Raw genomic sequence first — 12,932 nt, forward strand, 5'->3', positions numbered from 1 at the left:
TCACCGTGCCGCCCGATGTGGAGGTGGTGGTGGGCTCCGACGGCACGGTCTCTGCGGTCCCCCGCACCGGGGCGCGCAACAACACCACGACCGTCGGCCAGCTCAAGCTCGTCAATCCGCCCGAGCAGGACATGCGCCGGGGTGGCGACGGCTATTTTCGCCTTGCCGACGGCAATCCGGCACCGGCAGATCCTGCCGTGCGGGTGGCCTCCGGCTACCTGGAAGGCAGCAACGTCAATGTGGTCGAGCAGATGGTGACCATGATTTCCCTGGCCCGGCACTACGAAACCCAGACCAAGCTGCTGTCCGTCGCCCAGGAAATGGACCGTTCCGCCGCCCAGCTCGTCGCCAAGAGCTGATCCGGCGCTGATCTGACTCAGTGGCCCGATCGCCCGATCGGGAAATGACGGGGCTTTCCCCCGCTGCTCTGCACCTGGAACGTCTCTTGCTGTGTCTAGTATTGAAACCGTCCTTCCCTTCGCCGCCCCGTGCGGCAAGCCCCTGACACACTGGAGCCCCCCATGATCCGCTCCCTCTGGATTGCCCGCACCGGCCTCGACGCCCAGCAGACCCAGCTCGACGTCATCTCCAACAACCTCGCCAACGTCTCCACCAACGGCTTCAAGCGTGCGCGGGCGGTGTTCGAGGATCTGCTCTACCAGAACCTGCGGCAGCCGGGGGCCCAGTCCACCCAGCAGACGACCATCCCCTCGGGCCTGCAGATCGGTACCGGTGTGCGCCCCATCGCCACCGAGCGCATCCACACCCAGGGCAACCTCACCCAGACCGGCAACGCCCTCGACGTCGCCATCCAGGGTGAAGGCTTCTTCCAGATCCTGCTCCCCGACGGCTCCACCGCTTACACCCGTGACGGCGCCTTTCAGCGGGATGCCAATGGTCAGATGGTGACCTCCAGCGGCTATGCCCTTCAGCCGGCCATCACCATTCCGGCCAACGCCCTCTCGGTGACCATCGGTAAGGACGGCGTGGTGTCGGTGACCCTGCCCAACCAGGCGGCCCCGGCCCAGATCGGCAACATCCAGCTGGTGGGCTTCGTCAATCCGGGCGGCCTGCAGAGTGTGGGCGAGAACCTCTACCTGGAAACCGCAGCCAGCGGAGCCCCCAACCCCAACACGCCGGGCACCAACGGCGTCGGGTCCCTGGCGCATAAGTACCTGGAGACCTCCAACGTCAATGTGGCTGAGGAACTGGTGTTGATGATCCAGACCCAGCGCGCCTACGAGCTCAACTCCCGCGTGGTGTCCACTTCCGACAACATGCTCGGCAAGCTCACCTCCCTGTAAGCGCCCGCCGGGCGGAGAACGACCATGCAAGCGTTCCGTATCCTGTCCCCCCTGCTGCTGGCCCTGGCTGGCTGCTCGGCCCTGCAGACCACCCCGCCGACGGCGGTACACCAGCCCCTGAGTGTCCGCCCCGAGCCGCGTACCGCCCAGGCCGCCCAGCCCGGCTCGATCTTTCAGCCGAGTTTCTCGCGGCCGCTCTTCGAGGATCGCCGGGCGCGCTTTGTCGGCGACGTGATCACCATCAACCTGGTCGAGCAGACCCAGGCCAGCAAGTCCTCGTCGGCCAACGCCGAGCGCAACGCCACCCTCAGCGCCTCCATCTCGGCCCTGGCGAAGGTGCCCCTGGCCGGCCTGGCCGGGCTGGGCGCCACCGCGTCGGACGCCAGCAAGTTCGAGGGCAAGGGCGACGCGGCAGCCAACAACGATTTCCGCGGCACCATCACCACCACCGTGATCGAGGTGCTGCCCAACGGCAACCTGCTGGTCTCCGGTGAAAAGCAGGTCGCCATCAACCAGGGCAACGAATTCATCCGCTTCTCCGGGGTGGTCAATCCGGTCTATGTCACCGGCAGCAACACCGTCCAGTCCACCCAGGTGGCGGACGCCCGGGTCGAGTACAAGGCCAACGGCTACATCGACGAAACCCAGCGCATGGGCTGGATGCAGCGCTTCTTCACCACCGTGATGCCGTTCTGAGGAGGCCTGTCATGACCCGGATCTCCCGCCTGTGCCTGGCCCTGATGACCTGCATCGGTATGCTGGCAAGCACCCCGGCCAGCGCCGAGCGCCTGAAGGATCTCGCCTCCATCGGTGGTGTGCGCCAGAACCAGCTCATCGGCTACGGCCTGGTGGTGGGTCTGGATGGCTCCGGCGACCAGACCACCCAGACCCCGTTCACCGTCCAGAGCATCATCAACATGCTCGGCAACCTGGGTATCACCCTGCCGCCCGGCCAGTCCCTGCAGCTGCGCAACGTGGCGGCGGTGATGGTCACCGCCAGCCTGCCGCCCTTTGCCCGGCCGGGCCAGCAGATCGACATCACCGTATCGTCCATGGGCAACGCCCGCTCCCTGAAGGGTGGCACCCTGGTCATGACGCCCCTGAAAGGCGCCGACGGCCAGATCTACGCCATGGCCCAGGGCAACCTGGCGGTCAGCGGTGCCGGCGGTGCTGCTGGCGGCACCAAAGTCACCGTCAACCACCTGTCGGCGGGGCGCATCCCCGGTGGTGCCACCGTCGAGCGGGCCGTGCCCAGCCCGGTGGGGCAGGGCGGCTCGGTCTTCGTCGAGCTCAACGATGCGGACTTCGGCACTGCGCAGAACGTGGTCGATGCCATCAACCGCGTCGCGCCGGGCAGCGCCCAGGCCGTGGATGGCCGGCAGATCCAGGTCCGCGCGCCGGATGATCCCAACCAGCGCGTGGCCTTTCTGGGGCGGCTCGAGAATCTGGATGTGACACCGGCCATGCAGGCCGCCAAGGTCATCGTCAACTCCCGCACCGGCTCGGTGGTGATGAACCAGAAGGTGGCCCTGCAGAACTGCGCCGTGGCCCATGGCAGCCTTACCGTCACGGTCAGCAATGACCCGCAGGTCAGTCAGCCCGGCCCCCTCTCCGGCGGTCAGACGGTGGTCACCAACAAGGGCGCCGTCGATATCAAGCAGGAGGGCGGCACCCTCTTCAACATCAAGGGCGGTACCAATCTGGCCGACGTGGTCAAGGCCCTCAATGCCGTCGGTGCCAACCCCCTCGAGCTGATCTCCATCCTGCAGGCCATGAAGGCCAGCGGCGCGCTGCGTGCCGAGCTGGAGGTGATCTGACATGGCTGCCCACGATTTCAGCCAGATCAACGCCCTCGACCCCAACACCCTGTCGGGCCTGCGTCGTCTGTCCAAGGAGAACTCCCCCGAGGCCACCCGCGAGGCGGCCAAGCAGTTCGAGGCCCTGTTCCTCCAGCAGGTGCTCAAATCCATGCGTGACGCGAGCCCCAAGAACAGCATGTTCGACAGCGAAGAGTCGCGCATGTACCAGTCCATGCTCGACCAGCAGATGTCCCTGCAGCTGGCTACCCGTGGTGGTGGCATGGGCCTGGCCCGGGTGATCGAGCGCCAGCTCTCGGCCAGCCGCGAGGTGGTGACGCCGTCCGAAGGAGGGGTGTCCCTGGACGCTTCGATCCGCCGCAGCTTCGACGCCGCCGTGGCCGCCTCGCCGACCGCGACGGCCCCTTCGGCAAGCGGAGCGGCAATGCCGGCGGCAAAAACTGCCGCGCCGCTGCCGGCTACCGGTGCGGCAAGCCTTGCACCGGCGAGCCTGCCCAACATGCCGGCGGGTACCGGCCCCCGTGCCTTCGTCGACAAAGTCTGGCCCCAGGCCGTCGAGGCCAGTCGCGTCACCGGCATCCCGGCCCGTTTCCTGGTTGCCCAGGCTGCCCTTGAAACCGGCTGGGGCAAGTATGAGTTGAAGAGTGCCGATGGCAGTCCGAGCCACAACCTCTTCAACATCAAGGCCGGCCGGCGCTGGACTGGCGACACCGTCAGCACCGCCACCACCGAGTACAGCAACGGCGTGCCAACCCGCGAGAATGCGCGCTTTCGGGCCTATGGCTCGTATGCCGAATCCTTCCAGGACTACGCCCGCCTGATCCGCAACAATCCCCGCTATGCCGGGGTGGCGGGGCAGGATGACGCGGTGGCCTTTGCCCGTGGCCTGCAGTCGGCGGGCTATGCAACCGACCCGCAGTACGCCGACAAGCTCGCCCGCATCATCAATGGCAACACCCTGCGCACGGCACTTGCCGCCAGCGCCACCCGCAGCGCCTGAGGATTTTCTGGCCAGCCTGACGAGCTGGCAGAGTTCTTGCACTGTCTTCCTCGGACACCCCCGAACCAAGGAAGCGGATCATGGGCAGCAGCCTCTTCAGCATCGGTCTCACCGGCCTCAACGCCGCCCAGGCGGGCCTGGTGGTGACCAGCCACAACATCTCCAACGCCGGCACGACGGGCTACAGCCGTCAGAGCACCGTGCAGAGCACCAACCCGGCCCTGTTTACCGGGGCGGGCTTCTTCGGCGAGGGGACCAAGGTTGATACCGTCAAGCGCGCCTACGATGGCTTCCTGAACAATCAGGTGCTGTCCGCCGAGACCAAGTTCAACGAGTACGACACCTACAGCACCGAGATCAGCCAGATCGACAACCTGCTGGCCGATGCCACCGTGGGCCTGACCCCGGCGGTGGCCTCGTTCTTCGAAGGTGTGCAGGAAGTGGCGGCCAACCCCTCCAGCATCCCGGCCCGGCAGTCAATGATCTCCACGGCCCAGAGCCTCGTGGCCCGTTTCCAGAATCTCTCCGAGCGCCTCAACGACGTGCGCGCCGGCCTCGAGAGCCAGATCAAGGACACGGTCAGTGCCATCAGCACCTACGCCACCGAGATCGCCGAAATGAACCACAAGATCTCCGTGGCCCAGCAGGCCGGGTCGGCCCAGCCGGCCAATGACCTGCTCGACACCCGTGATCGCCTCGTCAAGGAGCTCAACCAGCTCACTCGCGTGTCCACCACCCAGGCCAGCGACGGTTCCCTGTCGGTGTTCATCGGCACCGGTCAGCCCCTGGTGGTCGGCACCAACGCCACCAAGCTGGCTGCCCAGGCCTCGCCGTCCGACCCGACCCGCTTCGACGTCAACATCATTACCCAGAGCGGCGCGGCCATCACCATTCCCGAAAGCCTGCTCGGTGGCGGCAAGCTGGGTGGCCTGCTGGGCATGCGCTCCGGCTCCCTGGACACCACCCAGAACCAGCTCGGCCTGATCGCCGCGGGCATGAGCACCGCCTTCAACGCCCAGCATGTGCTGGGTCAGGACCTCAATGGCAATCTGGGCACCAATTTCTTCACCATGCCGGAAGTGGCCGTGCAGCGTTTCTCCAGTGCCACCACCGCCTCGCCGGACGTGCAGTTTGCAGATATGTCCAAGCTCAGCGGTGACGACTACAAGCTGACCTTCACCAACGCTACCGGGGGTTACTCCCTGACCCGCGTTTCCGACGGTGCTTCGGTGACCGCGGCCGGAATCGGCCTCACCATCACTCCGGCGGCCACGTCCAAGGTCGGCGACAGCTTCCTGATCCTGCCGACCCGCTATGCTGCGGCCAACATCGGCGTGTCGGTCACCGACACCCGCATGGTCGCGGCCGCCGCACCGCTTGCTTCCAGTGCCACCACCGGCAATCTGGGTACTGGCAGCATCAGCGCCCCGGTGATGTCCAGCACTGCCGATCTGGCCAGCTTCGGCACCAGCGCGGCCCCGCTCAAGCTCACCTTCTCGGCGGGCAACCTGAGCGGCTTTCCGGCCACCCTGCCGGTCACCTACACCCCCCTCAACGGCAGTCCGGTCACCCTGGCGGCGCCGGTGGCCTCCATCCCCTACAGCAGCGGTATGAGCATCAGCTTCGGCGGTGCCAAATTCACCCTCACCGGGGCCATCCAGGACAACGACACCTTCAGCGTCGGCCCCAATGCCGGTGGTGTATCGGACAGCCGCAACGCCGTGCTGCTCGGCAACCTGCAGACCACCAAGACCCTGCTGTCCGCCAATGGCCAGCCCTCCGCCACCTTCCAGTCGGTGTACTCCCAACTGGTCAGCGCCATCGGCAACAAGGCGCGCGAGGTGGAAGTGAACCGGGATGCCCAGGAAAGCCTGGTCCAGCAGGCCACCAAGGCGCAGCAATCGGTGGCCGGTGTCAATCTCGATGAAGAAGCGGCCAATCTGATCCGTTATCAACAGGCATACCAGGCGTCGGGCAAGGTCATGAGCATCGCCTCCAAGCTCTTCGACGAAGTCCTGGCCCTCGGTCGCTAACACGGAAGGAATCCATCATGCGCGTCACCACCGGGATGATCTTTGACTCCGGCCTGTCGCAGATCCAGCGGCAGAACAGCCAGTTGCTCGACACCCAGCAGCAGGTGGCTACCGGCCGGCGCATCCTCAAACCCTCCGACGATCCGGTCGCCTCCGCCCGGGCCCTCGAAGTGTCCCAGTCGAAGAGCGTCAATGCCCTCTATGCCGCCAACCAGGGCTATGCCAACGATGCCCTGCGGGTGGTGGACAGCAAGCTCGATGCCGCCAACGACCTGGTCACCTATGTGCGCACCCGCGCTGTCGAGGCGGGCAATGGTGCCTATACCTCGGCCGAGCGGGCCTCCATCTCCGCCGACCTCGGGCAGCAGTTCTCCGCGCTCCAGTCCATCGCCAACAGCCAGGACTCGTCCGGCGACTACATCTTCTCGGGCTATCGCAGCAACATTCAGCCCTTCGTCGGCAGCATGGCCTCAGGCATCACCTACCAGGGCGACCAAGGCGCGCGCACCCTGCAGATTTCCTCGTCCCGCAACCTGCCCGTGACCAACTCCGGTGACGAGATCTTCAATCACATCCGGGCGCCCAGCGGTTCCGCCTTCGCCCTGTCGGCGGCGGCCAACACCGGCTCCGCCATGGTGTCGGGCACCAGCCTGTCGGGCTACAACGGGCACACCTACGCCGTCGAGGTGAGCGCCGGCCCCACCTACCAGGTCTTCGATTCCACCGCCGACCCAACCCATGCCTCGCCGATTGCCCCGGCGGTCAGCACCAGCGGCAGCGATACCACCCTGAGCTTCGGGGGCGTCAGCATGACCCTCACCGGCACGCCGGCGGCGGGCGACAACTACTCCCTGTCTACGGTGGCCAGCTCCTTTGACGTGATCGGCAATTTTGTCAGCGCCCTCAACTCGGGCAATGACAAGGTCAATCGCTTTGCCGTCACCCAGACCATCGCCGGCATGGATGCCTCCCAGGACAGCATCAGCCAGGTGCGTTCAGGGGTGGGTTCGCGCATGGTCGAGGTCGACACCCAGCAGAGCATCAATGGTGATCTGGACCTGCAATACGCCGAAACCCTGTCGCGCCTGCAGGATGCCGACTATGCCGAAGTGGTCAGCAACCTGACCCAGCAGCAGACCTACCTGCAGGCCGCCCAGCAGAGCTTCATGCGGGTCAGCAACCTGTCCCTGTTCAACTACCTCAACGGTTGATCTCGTGGAACTTCCGCGCAACTTCTTCCGATTTCCCATGGCGGTGGCCGTGGTGGGGCTCACCGGGTGCAGCACCATCGGCGAGCCGCCCCACGACTGGCTGCTCATGCCGGTCGCCGCCGTGGCAGCGGTGCACAGCGGCTACGTCAAGATTCCTGCTGCGCTGGCGGCGGTCGCCGTGTATGCGCTGGTTGACCCCCTGGCGCCCAACTGGGCGATGCAGGAATCCCGTCTTGCCGAGGATCGTTTCCGCATCGTGCTGCGCATGAAGGCCCTGCATGCCGGGGGGGACGGCGAGGCGCGTCAGGTGTTTGCCCGTCGGGCGGCCCAACTGGCGAGTCAGCCGGGTTTCGAGGCTTACGATATCGTTTCCTGGGAGGAGGGGATCGAAAGTACGCGGCCCTTCGCTCAGCGCGTGGCCTGGGGTGAAATCCGGCTGCGTCGCCCACCCGCGCCAATGGCTGCGCTGCGGCCCTGAGTGCGCCCCCCTGCCTGCAAGCGTCTCTGAGCCTTGCCGTGACGGGCCGAGTTTCGTAAGGTGCGCGCTTCGACCGCTGGATTTGATCAAATGGACCGTATGACCGAACGTCGCAGGGATCGTCGCATTCCACTGGGCTGCAAGGTGGGCATCAAGCTCGCCGGCGCCTCCGCTCCCATCGTTGGCGATTGCATTGAGCTGGGTGTCGGGGGCATGACCATCCACTCCACCCACGTCCCGCGCATGGACGAGGTCTTCGAGGTGGCGGTGCTGCCCCCCGAGCATGGCGGCCCCTTCATGCCGCTGCATGCCCGGGTGCGCGTGCGCCGCTGTCATGGCCTTGAGGGCGGCCTCTACGAGATGGGTGTCGAGATCGTCGACGTCATTCGCTGAGGCCCACCCAGGGCGTTACGACGGCGTTCGGGGTGCTTCCGTCAGGATATCGTCACGCAGGTGCATGGAGCCCTCCGCAAAGATGCGAGGGTCCATAAGCCTGGGCGGTCGGGGGATGTGGGGGCGGAAGCTCATCCGCCCGATGATGTCCTTCTCGATGTCGATCCCCGGCGCCACCTCGATCAGCTCCAGCCCGTCCGGGCCCAGTTGAAACACGCAACGTTCGGTGATGTAAAGCACCGGCGTGCCGCGCCGTGTTGCCTGGGGGCCGCTGAAGGTCCGGTGCTCCACCTCATGGACAAACTTCGAGGCCTGCCCGTCCGCCAGGATGGCGAGGCCACCGTCGCGCACCACCACCTCCAGATTCCCCGCCGTGAAGGTGCCCACGAAGACGACCTTCTTGGCGTTCTGGCTGATGTTGATGAAGCCCCCGGCGCCGGCCAGGCGGGTGCCGAAGCGCGACACATTGAGATTGCCCTCCCGGTCGGCCTGGGCCAGTCCGAGGAAGGCAATGTCCAGACCGCCCCCGTCGTAGAAGTCGAACTGACTGGGCTGGTCGATGATGGCCTGGGGGTTCACCGCCGCGCCGAAATTGAGACCCCCCGCCGGCACGCCACCGATCACGCCGGGCTCGGCGGTCATGGTGATCAGATCGTTCACCCGTTCTTCTGCCGCCACGGCCGCCACCCCTTCCGGCATGCCGATCCCCAGGTTAACCACCGCGCCCCGGGCCAGCTCCATGGCGGCCCGGCGGGCAATGATCTTGCGCTCGCTCATTTCCATGGGCGCCAGCGCTGACAGGGGCACCTTCAACTCGCCGGAGAAGGCCGGGCTGTAGGCTTCGATGAAGGTCTGCATGTGGTACTCCGGGCTCTCCGCCTGCACGATGCAGTCCACGAAAATCCCGGGGATCTTCACCTGCCGGGGGTTCAGGCTGCCCCGCTCGGCGATCCGCTCCACCTGGGCGATGACGATCCCACCACTGTTGTGGGCCGCCATGGCGATGGCCAGGGCCTCCAGGGTGAGTGCCTCCTTCTCCATGGTGATGTTGCCGTCCGGATCGGCGGTGGTCCCGCGGATGATGCCCACATGGATGGGGAAGGCCTTGTAGAACAGGTATTCCTCGCCGTCGATCTCCATCAGCCTGACCAGATCCGTGGTGGTGCGGGCGTTGAGCTTGCCGCCCCCGAAGCGCGGATCGACGAAGGTGCCCAGCCCCACCCGGGTCAGCGTGCCGGGCTTGCCGGCGGCGATGTCCCGGAACAGATGGGTGATCACGCCCTGGGGCAGGTTCCAGGCCTCGACCCGGTCGGCCACGGCCAGGGCCTGCAGGCGGGGCACCAACCCCCAGTGCCCGCCGATCACCCGGGCCACCAGGCCGTCATGGCCCAGGTGGTTGAGCCCGCGGGTCTTGCCGTCGCCCTGGCCGGCGGCATACACCAGGGTCAGGGCGGACGGGCCGTCCGCGGGAGGTAGCTCCTGCGCCTGGTTTTCCAGGTACAGGGCCTCCAGGGCCACGGCGATGTTTTCGGGAAAGCCGATGCCGACGAAGCCGCCGGTGGCCACGGTGCTGCCCTTGCGGATGCGCGAGACGGCGGCCCGGGCCGAGACGATCTTGCCCTGCCCGTTGGGCTGGGGAGTCATGGTGTCCATGCTTGCTCCTGGTGGCGGTAAGGTCAGACCAGACCGGTGGCGTAGTAGGTGCCGATCACGAAGAAGACCGCGCTCGTCTTGATCAGGGTGATGGCGAAGATGTCCTTGTAGGCGACCTTGTGGGTCAGGCCGGTGACGGCCAGCAGGGTGATCACGGCGCCGTTGTGGGGCAGTGTATCCATGCCGCCGGAAGCCATCGATGCCACCCGGTGCAGGACCTCAAGGGGGATGCCCGCTGCGTTGGCGGCGGCGATGAAGGTCTCCGACATGGCGGCCAGGGCAATGCCCATGCCCCCCGAGGCGGAGCCGGTGATCCCGGCGAGGGTGGTCACGGTGATGGCCTCATTGACCAGCGGATTGGGAATCACCTTGAGGGCATCGGCCACCACCAGGAAGCCGGGCAGGGCGGCAATCACGGCACCGAAGCCATACTCGGAGGCCGTGTTCATGGAGGCCAGCAGGGCACCCCCAACGGCGGCCTTGGTGCCCTCCGCGAAGCGCGTGGCGACCGTGCGCCAGGCAAACACCATCACCGTCAGGATGCCCACCAGCAGCGCACCCTCGACCGCCCAGATGGCGGCGATCTTGGACACATCCTGCACCACCGGTGCGGCCTTGCCGATCACGGCGGGGACGAAGGAATGGCTCTTGCCGTAGATCTGGGGGATGAGATCGGTGAACAGCTTGTTGGTGACGCCCACCAGCACCAGGGGCAGGATGGCCAGCACGGGGTTGGCCAGTTTCTCCTTGTCGTCGAAGGGTTCCGGTTCATTGACCAGCTCGGTGCCGTAGCCCTCGCCGGCCGCCATGGCGGTGCGGCGGCGCCATTCCAGGTAGGCCATGCCGGCAATGAAGATGAAGATCGAGCCGATCACGCCGAGGGTCGGGGCGGCGTAGATGTTGGTCTTGAAGAAGGTGGTGGGGATCACGTTCTGGATCTGCGGCGTGCCCGGCAGCGAATCCATCGTGAAAGAGAAGGCGCCCAGGGCGATGGTGCCGGGGATCAGGCGCTTGGGAATGCCGCCCTGGCGGAACATCTCGGCGGCAAACGGATAGACCGCAAAGACCACCACGAACAGGGATACCCCGCCGTAGGTGAGCACGGCGCAGACCAGCACGATGGAGAGCATGGCCCGCTCGGCACCGACCAGCCTGATCACCGACGAAACGATGGCCTTCGAGAAACCGGAGAGCTCAATGACCTTGCCGAAGATGGCGCCGAGCAGGAAGACCGGGAAGTAGTTCTTCACGAAGCCGACCATCTTGTCCATGAAGAGGCCGGTGAACATGGGGGCGACCAGGGTCGGGTCGGTGAACAGCACGGCACCGAGGGCCGCCACCGGGGCGAACAGGATGACGCTGTAACCCCGGTATGCAATGAACATCAAGAAGCATAGCGAGGCGAGTACGATCAGGAACGACATGGTTTTTATCTCCTCCGTTAAGTGTTTGTGGAGGAAACCATGGCAGATTCCGTGCCAAAGAATTTCTTATTGATTTATAAGGATTTTCTTCGGACTTTGTGATGAGTCGTGCCTTGCCTGCCTGACAGGGTGTCAGGCAGGCCGGACAGTCGGGGGTCAGTGCTTGTCGCTGCCGATGCCCAGGGCGCCGATCTTTTCGTACAGGGAGGCGCGGGAGATACCGAGCTTGCGGGCCGCTTGGGCCTTGTTGCCGGAGGCGGCGGCGATGGCGGCAACAATGGCTTCCCGTTCGGCGTCCTGCTGGACTGTCTCCAGGGTGCGCGCGCGCCCGCCCGGTGGCGTCCCGGGTTTCGCCTCCAGTCCGGGCAGGCTGCGGGCAAAGTCGTCCTGCTCCAGCGTGTCCGCGTCCGACATCAGCAAGGCCCGCTCGATCACGTTGGACAGTTCGCGGACGTTCCCCGGCCAGCTGTGCCGGGCCAGGTAGGCGAGGGCGCCGGGGGCCAGGCTGCGGGGCGGCTCGCCAAGGCGCCGGGCCACGCTGTCGGCGAGGGATTCGGCGATGATGAGCAGGTCGTCCAGGCGTTCGCGCAGGGGCGGCACTTGCAGCGTCATCACATTGAGGCGGTAGAACAGGTCGGCGCGGAAGCGTCCGGCGTCCACTTCATCCTGCAGCTTGCGGCTGGTGGCGGCGATGATGCGCACATCCACGCTGATCAGGCGGTTCGAGCCTACCGCTTCGATCTCCTTCTCCTGCAGGGCACGCAGCAGCTTGGCCTGCAGGGCCGGCGACATGTCACCGATCTCGTCGAGGAAGAGGGTGCCCCCCTGGGCCAGTTCGAACTTGCCGCTGCGGCCCTTGCGGTCGGCGCCGGTGTATGCCCCTGGGGCAACCCCGAAGAACTCCGATTCGAGCAGGGTTTCCGGGATGGCGGCGATATTGACGGCGACAAAGGGGGCTGCGGCCCGGGGGCTGGCGGAGTGGATGGCCTGGGCCAGGAGCTCCTTGCCGGTGCCCGTTTCACCCAGGATCAGGACCGGCGAGCTGGAGCGGGCGGCGCGGCGGGCCTGATCCTTGACGGCGACGCAGACCGGGCTGGCGCCGACGAAACTGGCAAAGGTGTATTTGGTACGGCGGGCCTCGTCCAGCTTGCGCCGGGTGTCGGCGAGCTCGTGGCGCAGGTTCTGAAAGCGCGACACGATGGGGGCCAGCTGGCGCGGGTCGTCGAAGATCACCACGCCGACGCCACCGATGATCTCGCCCGTCTCGTCACGCACGGGCAGGCGCATCACCACGAAGGACTCGCTGCCGAACTCCATGATGTCGAGCATGATGGGCTGGCCCGAAGTGACCACGCTGCGCATCTGGCTGTTGGGGATCACGTCCTCGACGGGCTTTCCAATCGCCTCGGCGGGGTCGCTGAAGCCCAGGTGGCGGGGGTACTGCTCATTCATCCAGACGATGCGGGCGTCCCGGTCCACGATGAGCAGCCCCTCGGAGAGCTCGGAAAAGGCGCTGAGCAGGGTATCCATGACCCGTTGGCGGATGCGATCTGCTTCGGCGGCAAAGCTGTCTGAGGGCATGCTGTTCAGCCTCCTTGGATGAGCGGCAATGATTCCGT

At 66.1% G+C, this 12,932-nt stretch carries 12 protein-coding genes; 9 read left to right on the forward strand and 3 right to left on the reverse strand.

Features of this window, described 5'->3' with window-relative positions; all coding sequences use genetic code 11:
- The 9 genes from ACIQ09_RS12860 to ACIQ09_RS12900 form a co-directional block, all read left to right on the forward strand.
- On the forward strand, positions 1 to 359 hold a 359-nt coding region (locus ACIQ09_RS12860), incomplete at its 5' end, for a flagellar basal body rod C-terminal domain-containing protein (RefSeq protein WP_398310279.1).
- 162 nt (positions 360 to 521) lie between these two features.
- Positions 522 to 1,304 carry a flagellar basal-body rod protein FlgG gene (gene flgG, locus ACIQ09_RS12865; RefSeq protein ID WP_398310282.1) on the forward strand — a complete coding sequence of 261 codons (783 nt, stop codon included), beginning with the start codon at positions 522 to 524 and terminating at the stop codon, positions 1,302 to 1,304.
- 24 nt (positions 1,305 to 1,328) lie between these two features.
- Entirely contained in the window at positions 1,329 to 2,000 is a 672-nt protein-coding gene (locus ACIQ09_RS12870; protein WP_398310285.1) for a flagellar basal body L-ring protein FlgH, read from the forward strand.
- Positions 2,001 to 2,011: 11 nt separating this feature from the next.
- The gene (locus ACIQ09_RS12875) at positions 2,012 to 3,121 is read left to right on the forward strand and encodes a flagellar basal body P-ring protein FlgI (RefSeq protein WP_398310288.1); all 1,110 of its coding nucleotides are present in this window, start codon (positions 2,012 to 2,014) and stop codon (positions 3,119 to 3,121) included.
- A 1-nt stretch (position 3,122) separates the two neighbouring features.
- Positions 3,123 to 4,121, forward strand: a complete 999-nt coding sequence (flgJ, locus tag ACIQ09_RS12880; RefSeq protein WP_398310291.1) for a flagellar assembly peptidoglycan hydrolase FlgJ — start codon at positions 3,123 to 3,125, stop codon at positions 4,119 to 4,121.
- An 80-nt stretch (positions 4,122 to 4,201) separates the two neighbouring features.
- Complete coding sequence (flgK, locus tag ACIQ09_RS12885) at positions 4,202 to 6,154, forward strand: flagellar hook-associated protein FlgK (RefSeq protein ID WP_398310293.1); 1,953 nt, start codon at positions 4,202 to 4,204, stop codon at positions 6,152 to 6,154.
- Positions 6,155 to 6,171: 17 nt separating this feature from the next.
- The gene (gene flgL / locus ACIQ09_RS12890; RefSeq protein ID WP_398310296.1) at positions 6,172 to 7,365 is read left to right on the forward strand and encodes a flagellar hook-associated protein FlgL; all 1,194 of its coding nucleotides are present in this window, start codon (positions 6,172 to 6,174) and stop codon (positions 7,363 to 7,365) included.
- Between the two features lie 4 nt (positions 7,366 to 7,369).
- On the forward strand, positions 7,370 to 7,843 hold the full coding sequence (locus tag ACIQ09_RS12895; protein WP_398310299.1) for a hypothetical protein: 474 nt from the start codon (positions 7,370 to 7,372) through the stop codon (positions 7,841 to 7,843).
- Between the two features lie 90 nt (positions 7,844 to 7,933).
- The gene (locus ACIQ09_RS12900) at positions 7,934 to 8,236 is read left to right on the forward strand and encodes a PilZ domain-containing protein (protein WP_398310302.1); all 303 of its coding nucleotides are present in this window, start codon (positions 7,934 to 7,936) and stop codon (positions 8,234 to 8,236) included.
- A 15-nt stretch (positions 8,237 to 8,251) separates the two neighbouring features.
- Here the strand turns inward: ACIQ09_RS12900 and ACIQ09_RS12905 are convergent, their stop codons facing one another.
- The 3 genes from ACIQ09_RS12905 to ACIQ09_RS12915 all read right to left on the reverse strand — a co-directional run bounded on the left by ACIQ09_RS12905 (position 8,252) and on the right by ACIQ09_RS12915 (position 12,894).
- Entirely contained in the window at positions 8,252 to 9,889 is a 1,638-nt protein-coding gene (locus ACIQ09_RS12905) for an acyl CoA:acetate/3-ketoacid CoA transferase (RefSeq protein WP_398310305.1), read from the reverse strand.
- Between the two features lie 23 nt (positions 9,890 to 9,912).
- Positions 9,913 to 11,313 (reverse strand): GntP family permease, encoded by a 1,401-nt coding sequence (locus ACIQ09_RS12910; protein ID WP_324462168.1) that lies wholly within the window; start codon positions 11,311 to 11,313, stop codon positions 9,913 to 9,915.
- A 156-nt stretch (positions 11,314 to 11,469) separates the two neighbouring features.
- Positions 11,470 to 12,894, reverse strand: a complete 1,425-nt coding sequence (locus ACIQ09_RS12915; RefSeq protein ID WP_398310309.1) for a sigma-54 interaction domain-containing protein — start codon at positions 12,892 to 12,894, stop codon at positions 11,470 to 11,472.
- Positions 12,895 to 12,932 lie beyond the last annotated feature (38 nt).

Origin of the sequence: Zoogloea sp. (assembly GCF_044344315.1) — a bacterium.
GTDB lineage: Bacteria > Pseudomonadota > Gammaproteobacteria > Burkholderiales > Rhodocyclaceae > Zoogloea.

Bases quoted from the DNA above. Each gene is read 5' to 3' on its own strand.
- ACIQ09_RS12905 (WP_398310305.1), bottom strand. From the start codon at position 9,889: ATGGACACCATGACTCCCCAGCCCAACGGGCAGGGCAAGATCGTCTCG.
- flgL (WP_398310296.1), top strand. From the start codon at position 6,172: ATGCGCGTCACCACCGGGATGATCTTTGACTCCGGCCTGTCGCAGATC.
- ACIQ09_RS12875 (WP_398310288.1), top strand. From the start codon at position 2,012: ATGACCCGGATCTCCCGCCTGTGCCTGGCCCTGATGACCTGCATCGGT.
- ACIQ09_RS12910 (WP_324462168.1), bottom strand. From the start codon at position 11,313: ATGTCGTTCCTGATCGTACTCGCCTCGCTATGCTTCTTGATGTTCATT.
- flgG (WP_398310282.1), top strand. From the start codon at position 522: ATGATCCGCTCCCTCTGGATTGCCCGCACCGGCCTCGACGCCCAGCAG.
- ACIQ09_RS12915 (WP_398310309.1), bottom strand. From the start codon at position 12,894: ATGCCCTCAGACAGCTTTGCCGCCGAAGCAGATCGCATCCGCCAACGG.
- ACIQ09_RS12900 (WP_398310302.1), top strand. From the start codon at position 7,934: ATGGACCGTATGACCGAACGTCGCAGGGATCGTCGCATTCCACTGGGC.
- flgK (WP_398310293.1), top strand. From the start codon at position 4,202: ATGGGCAGCAGCCTCTTCAGCATCGGTCTCACCGGCCTCAACGCCGCC.
- ACIQ09_RS12870 (WP_398310285.1), top strand. From the start codon at position 1,329: ATGCAAGCGTTCCGTATCCTGTCCCCCCTGCTGCTGGCCCTGGCTGGC.
- flgJ (WP_398310291.1), top strand. From the start codon at position 3,123: ATGGCTGCCCACGATTTCAGCCAGATCAACGCCCTCGACCCCAACACC.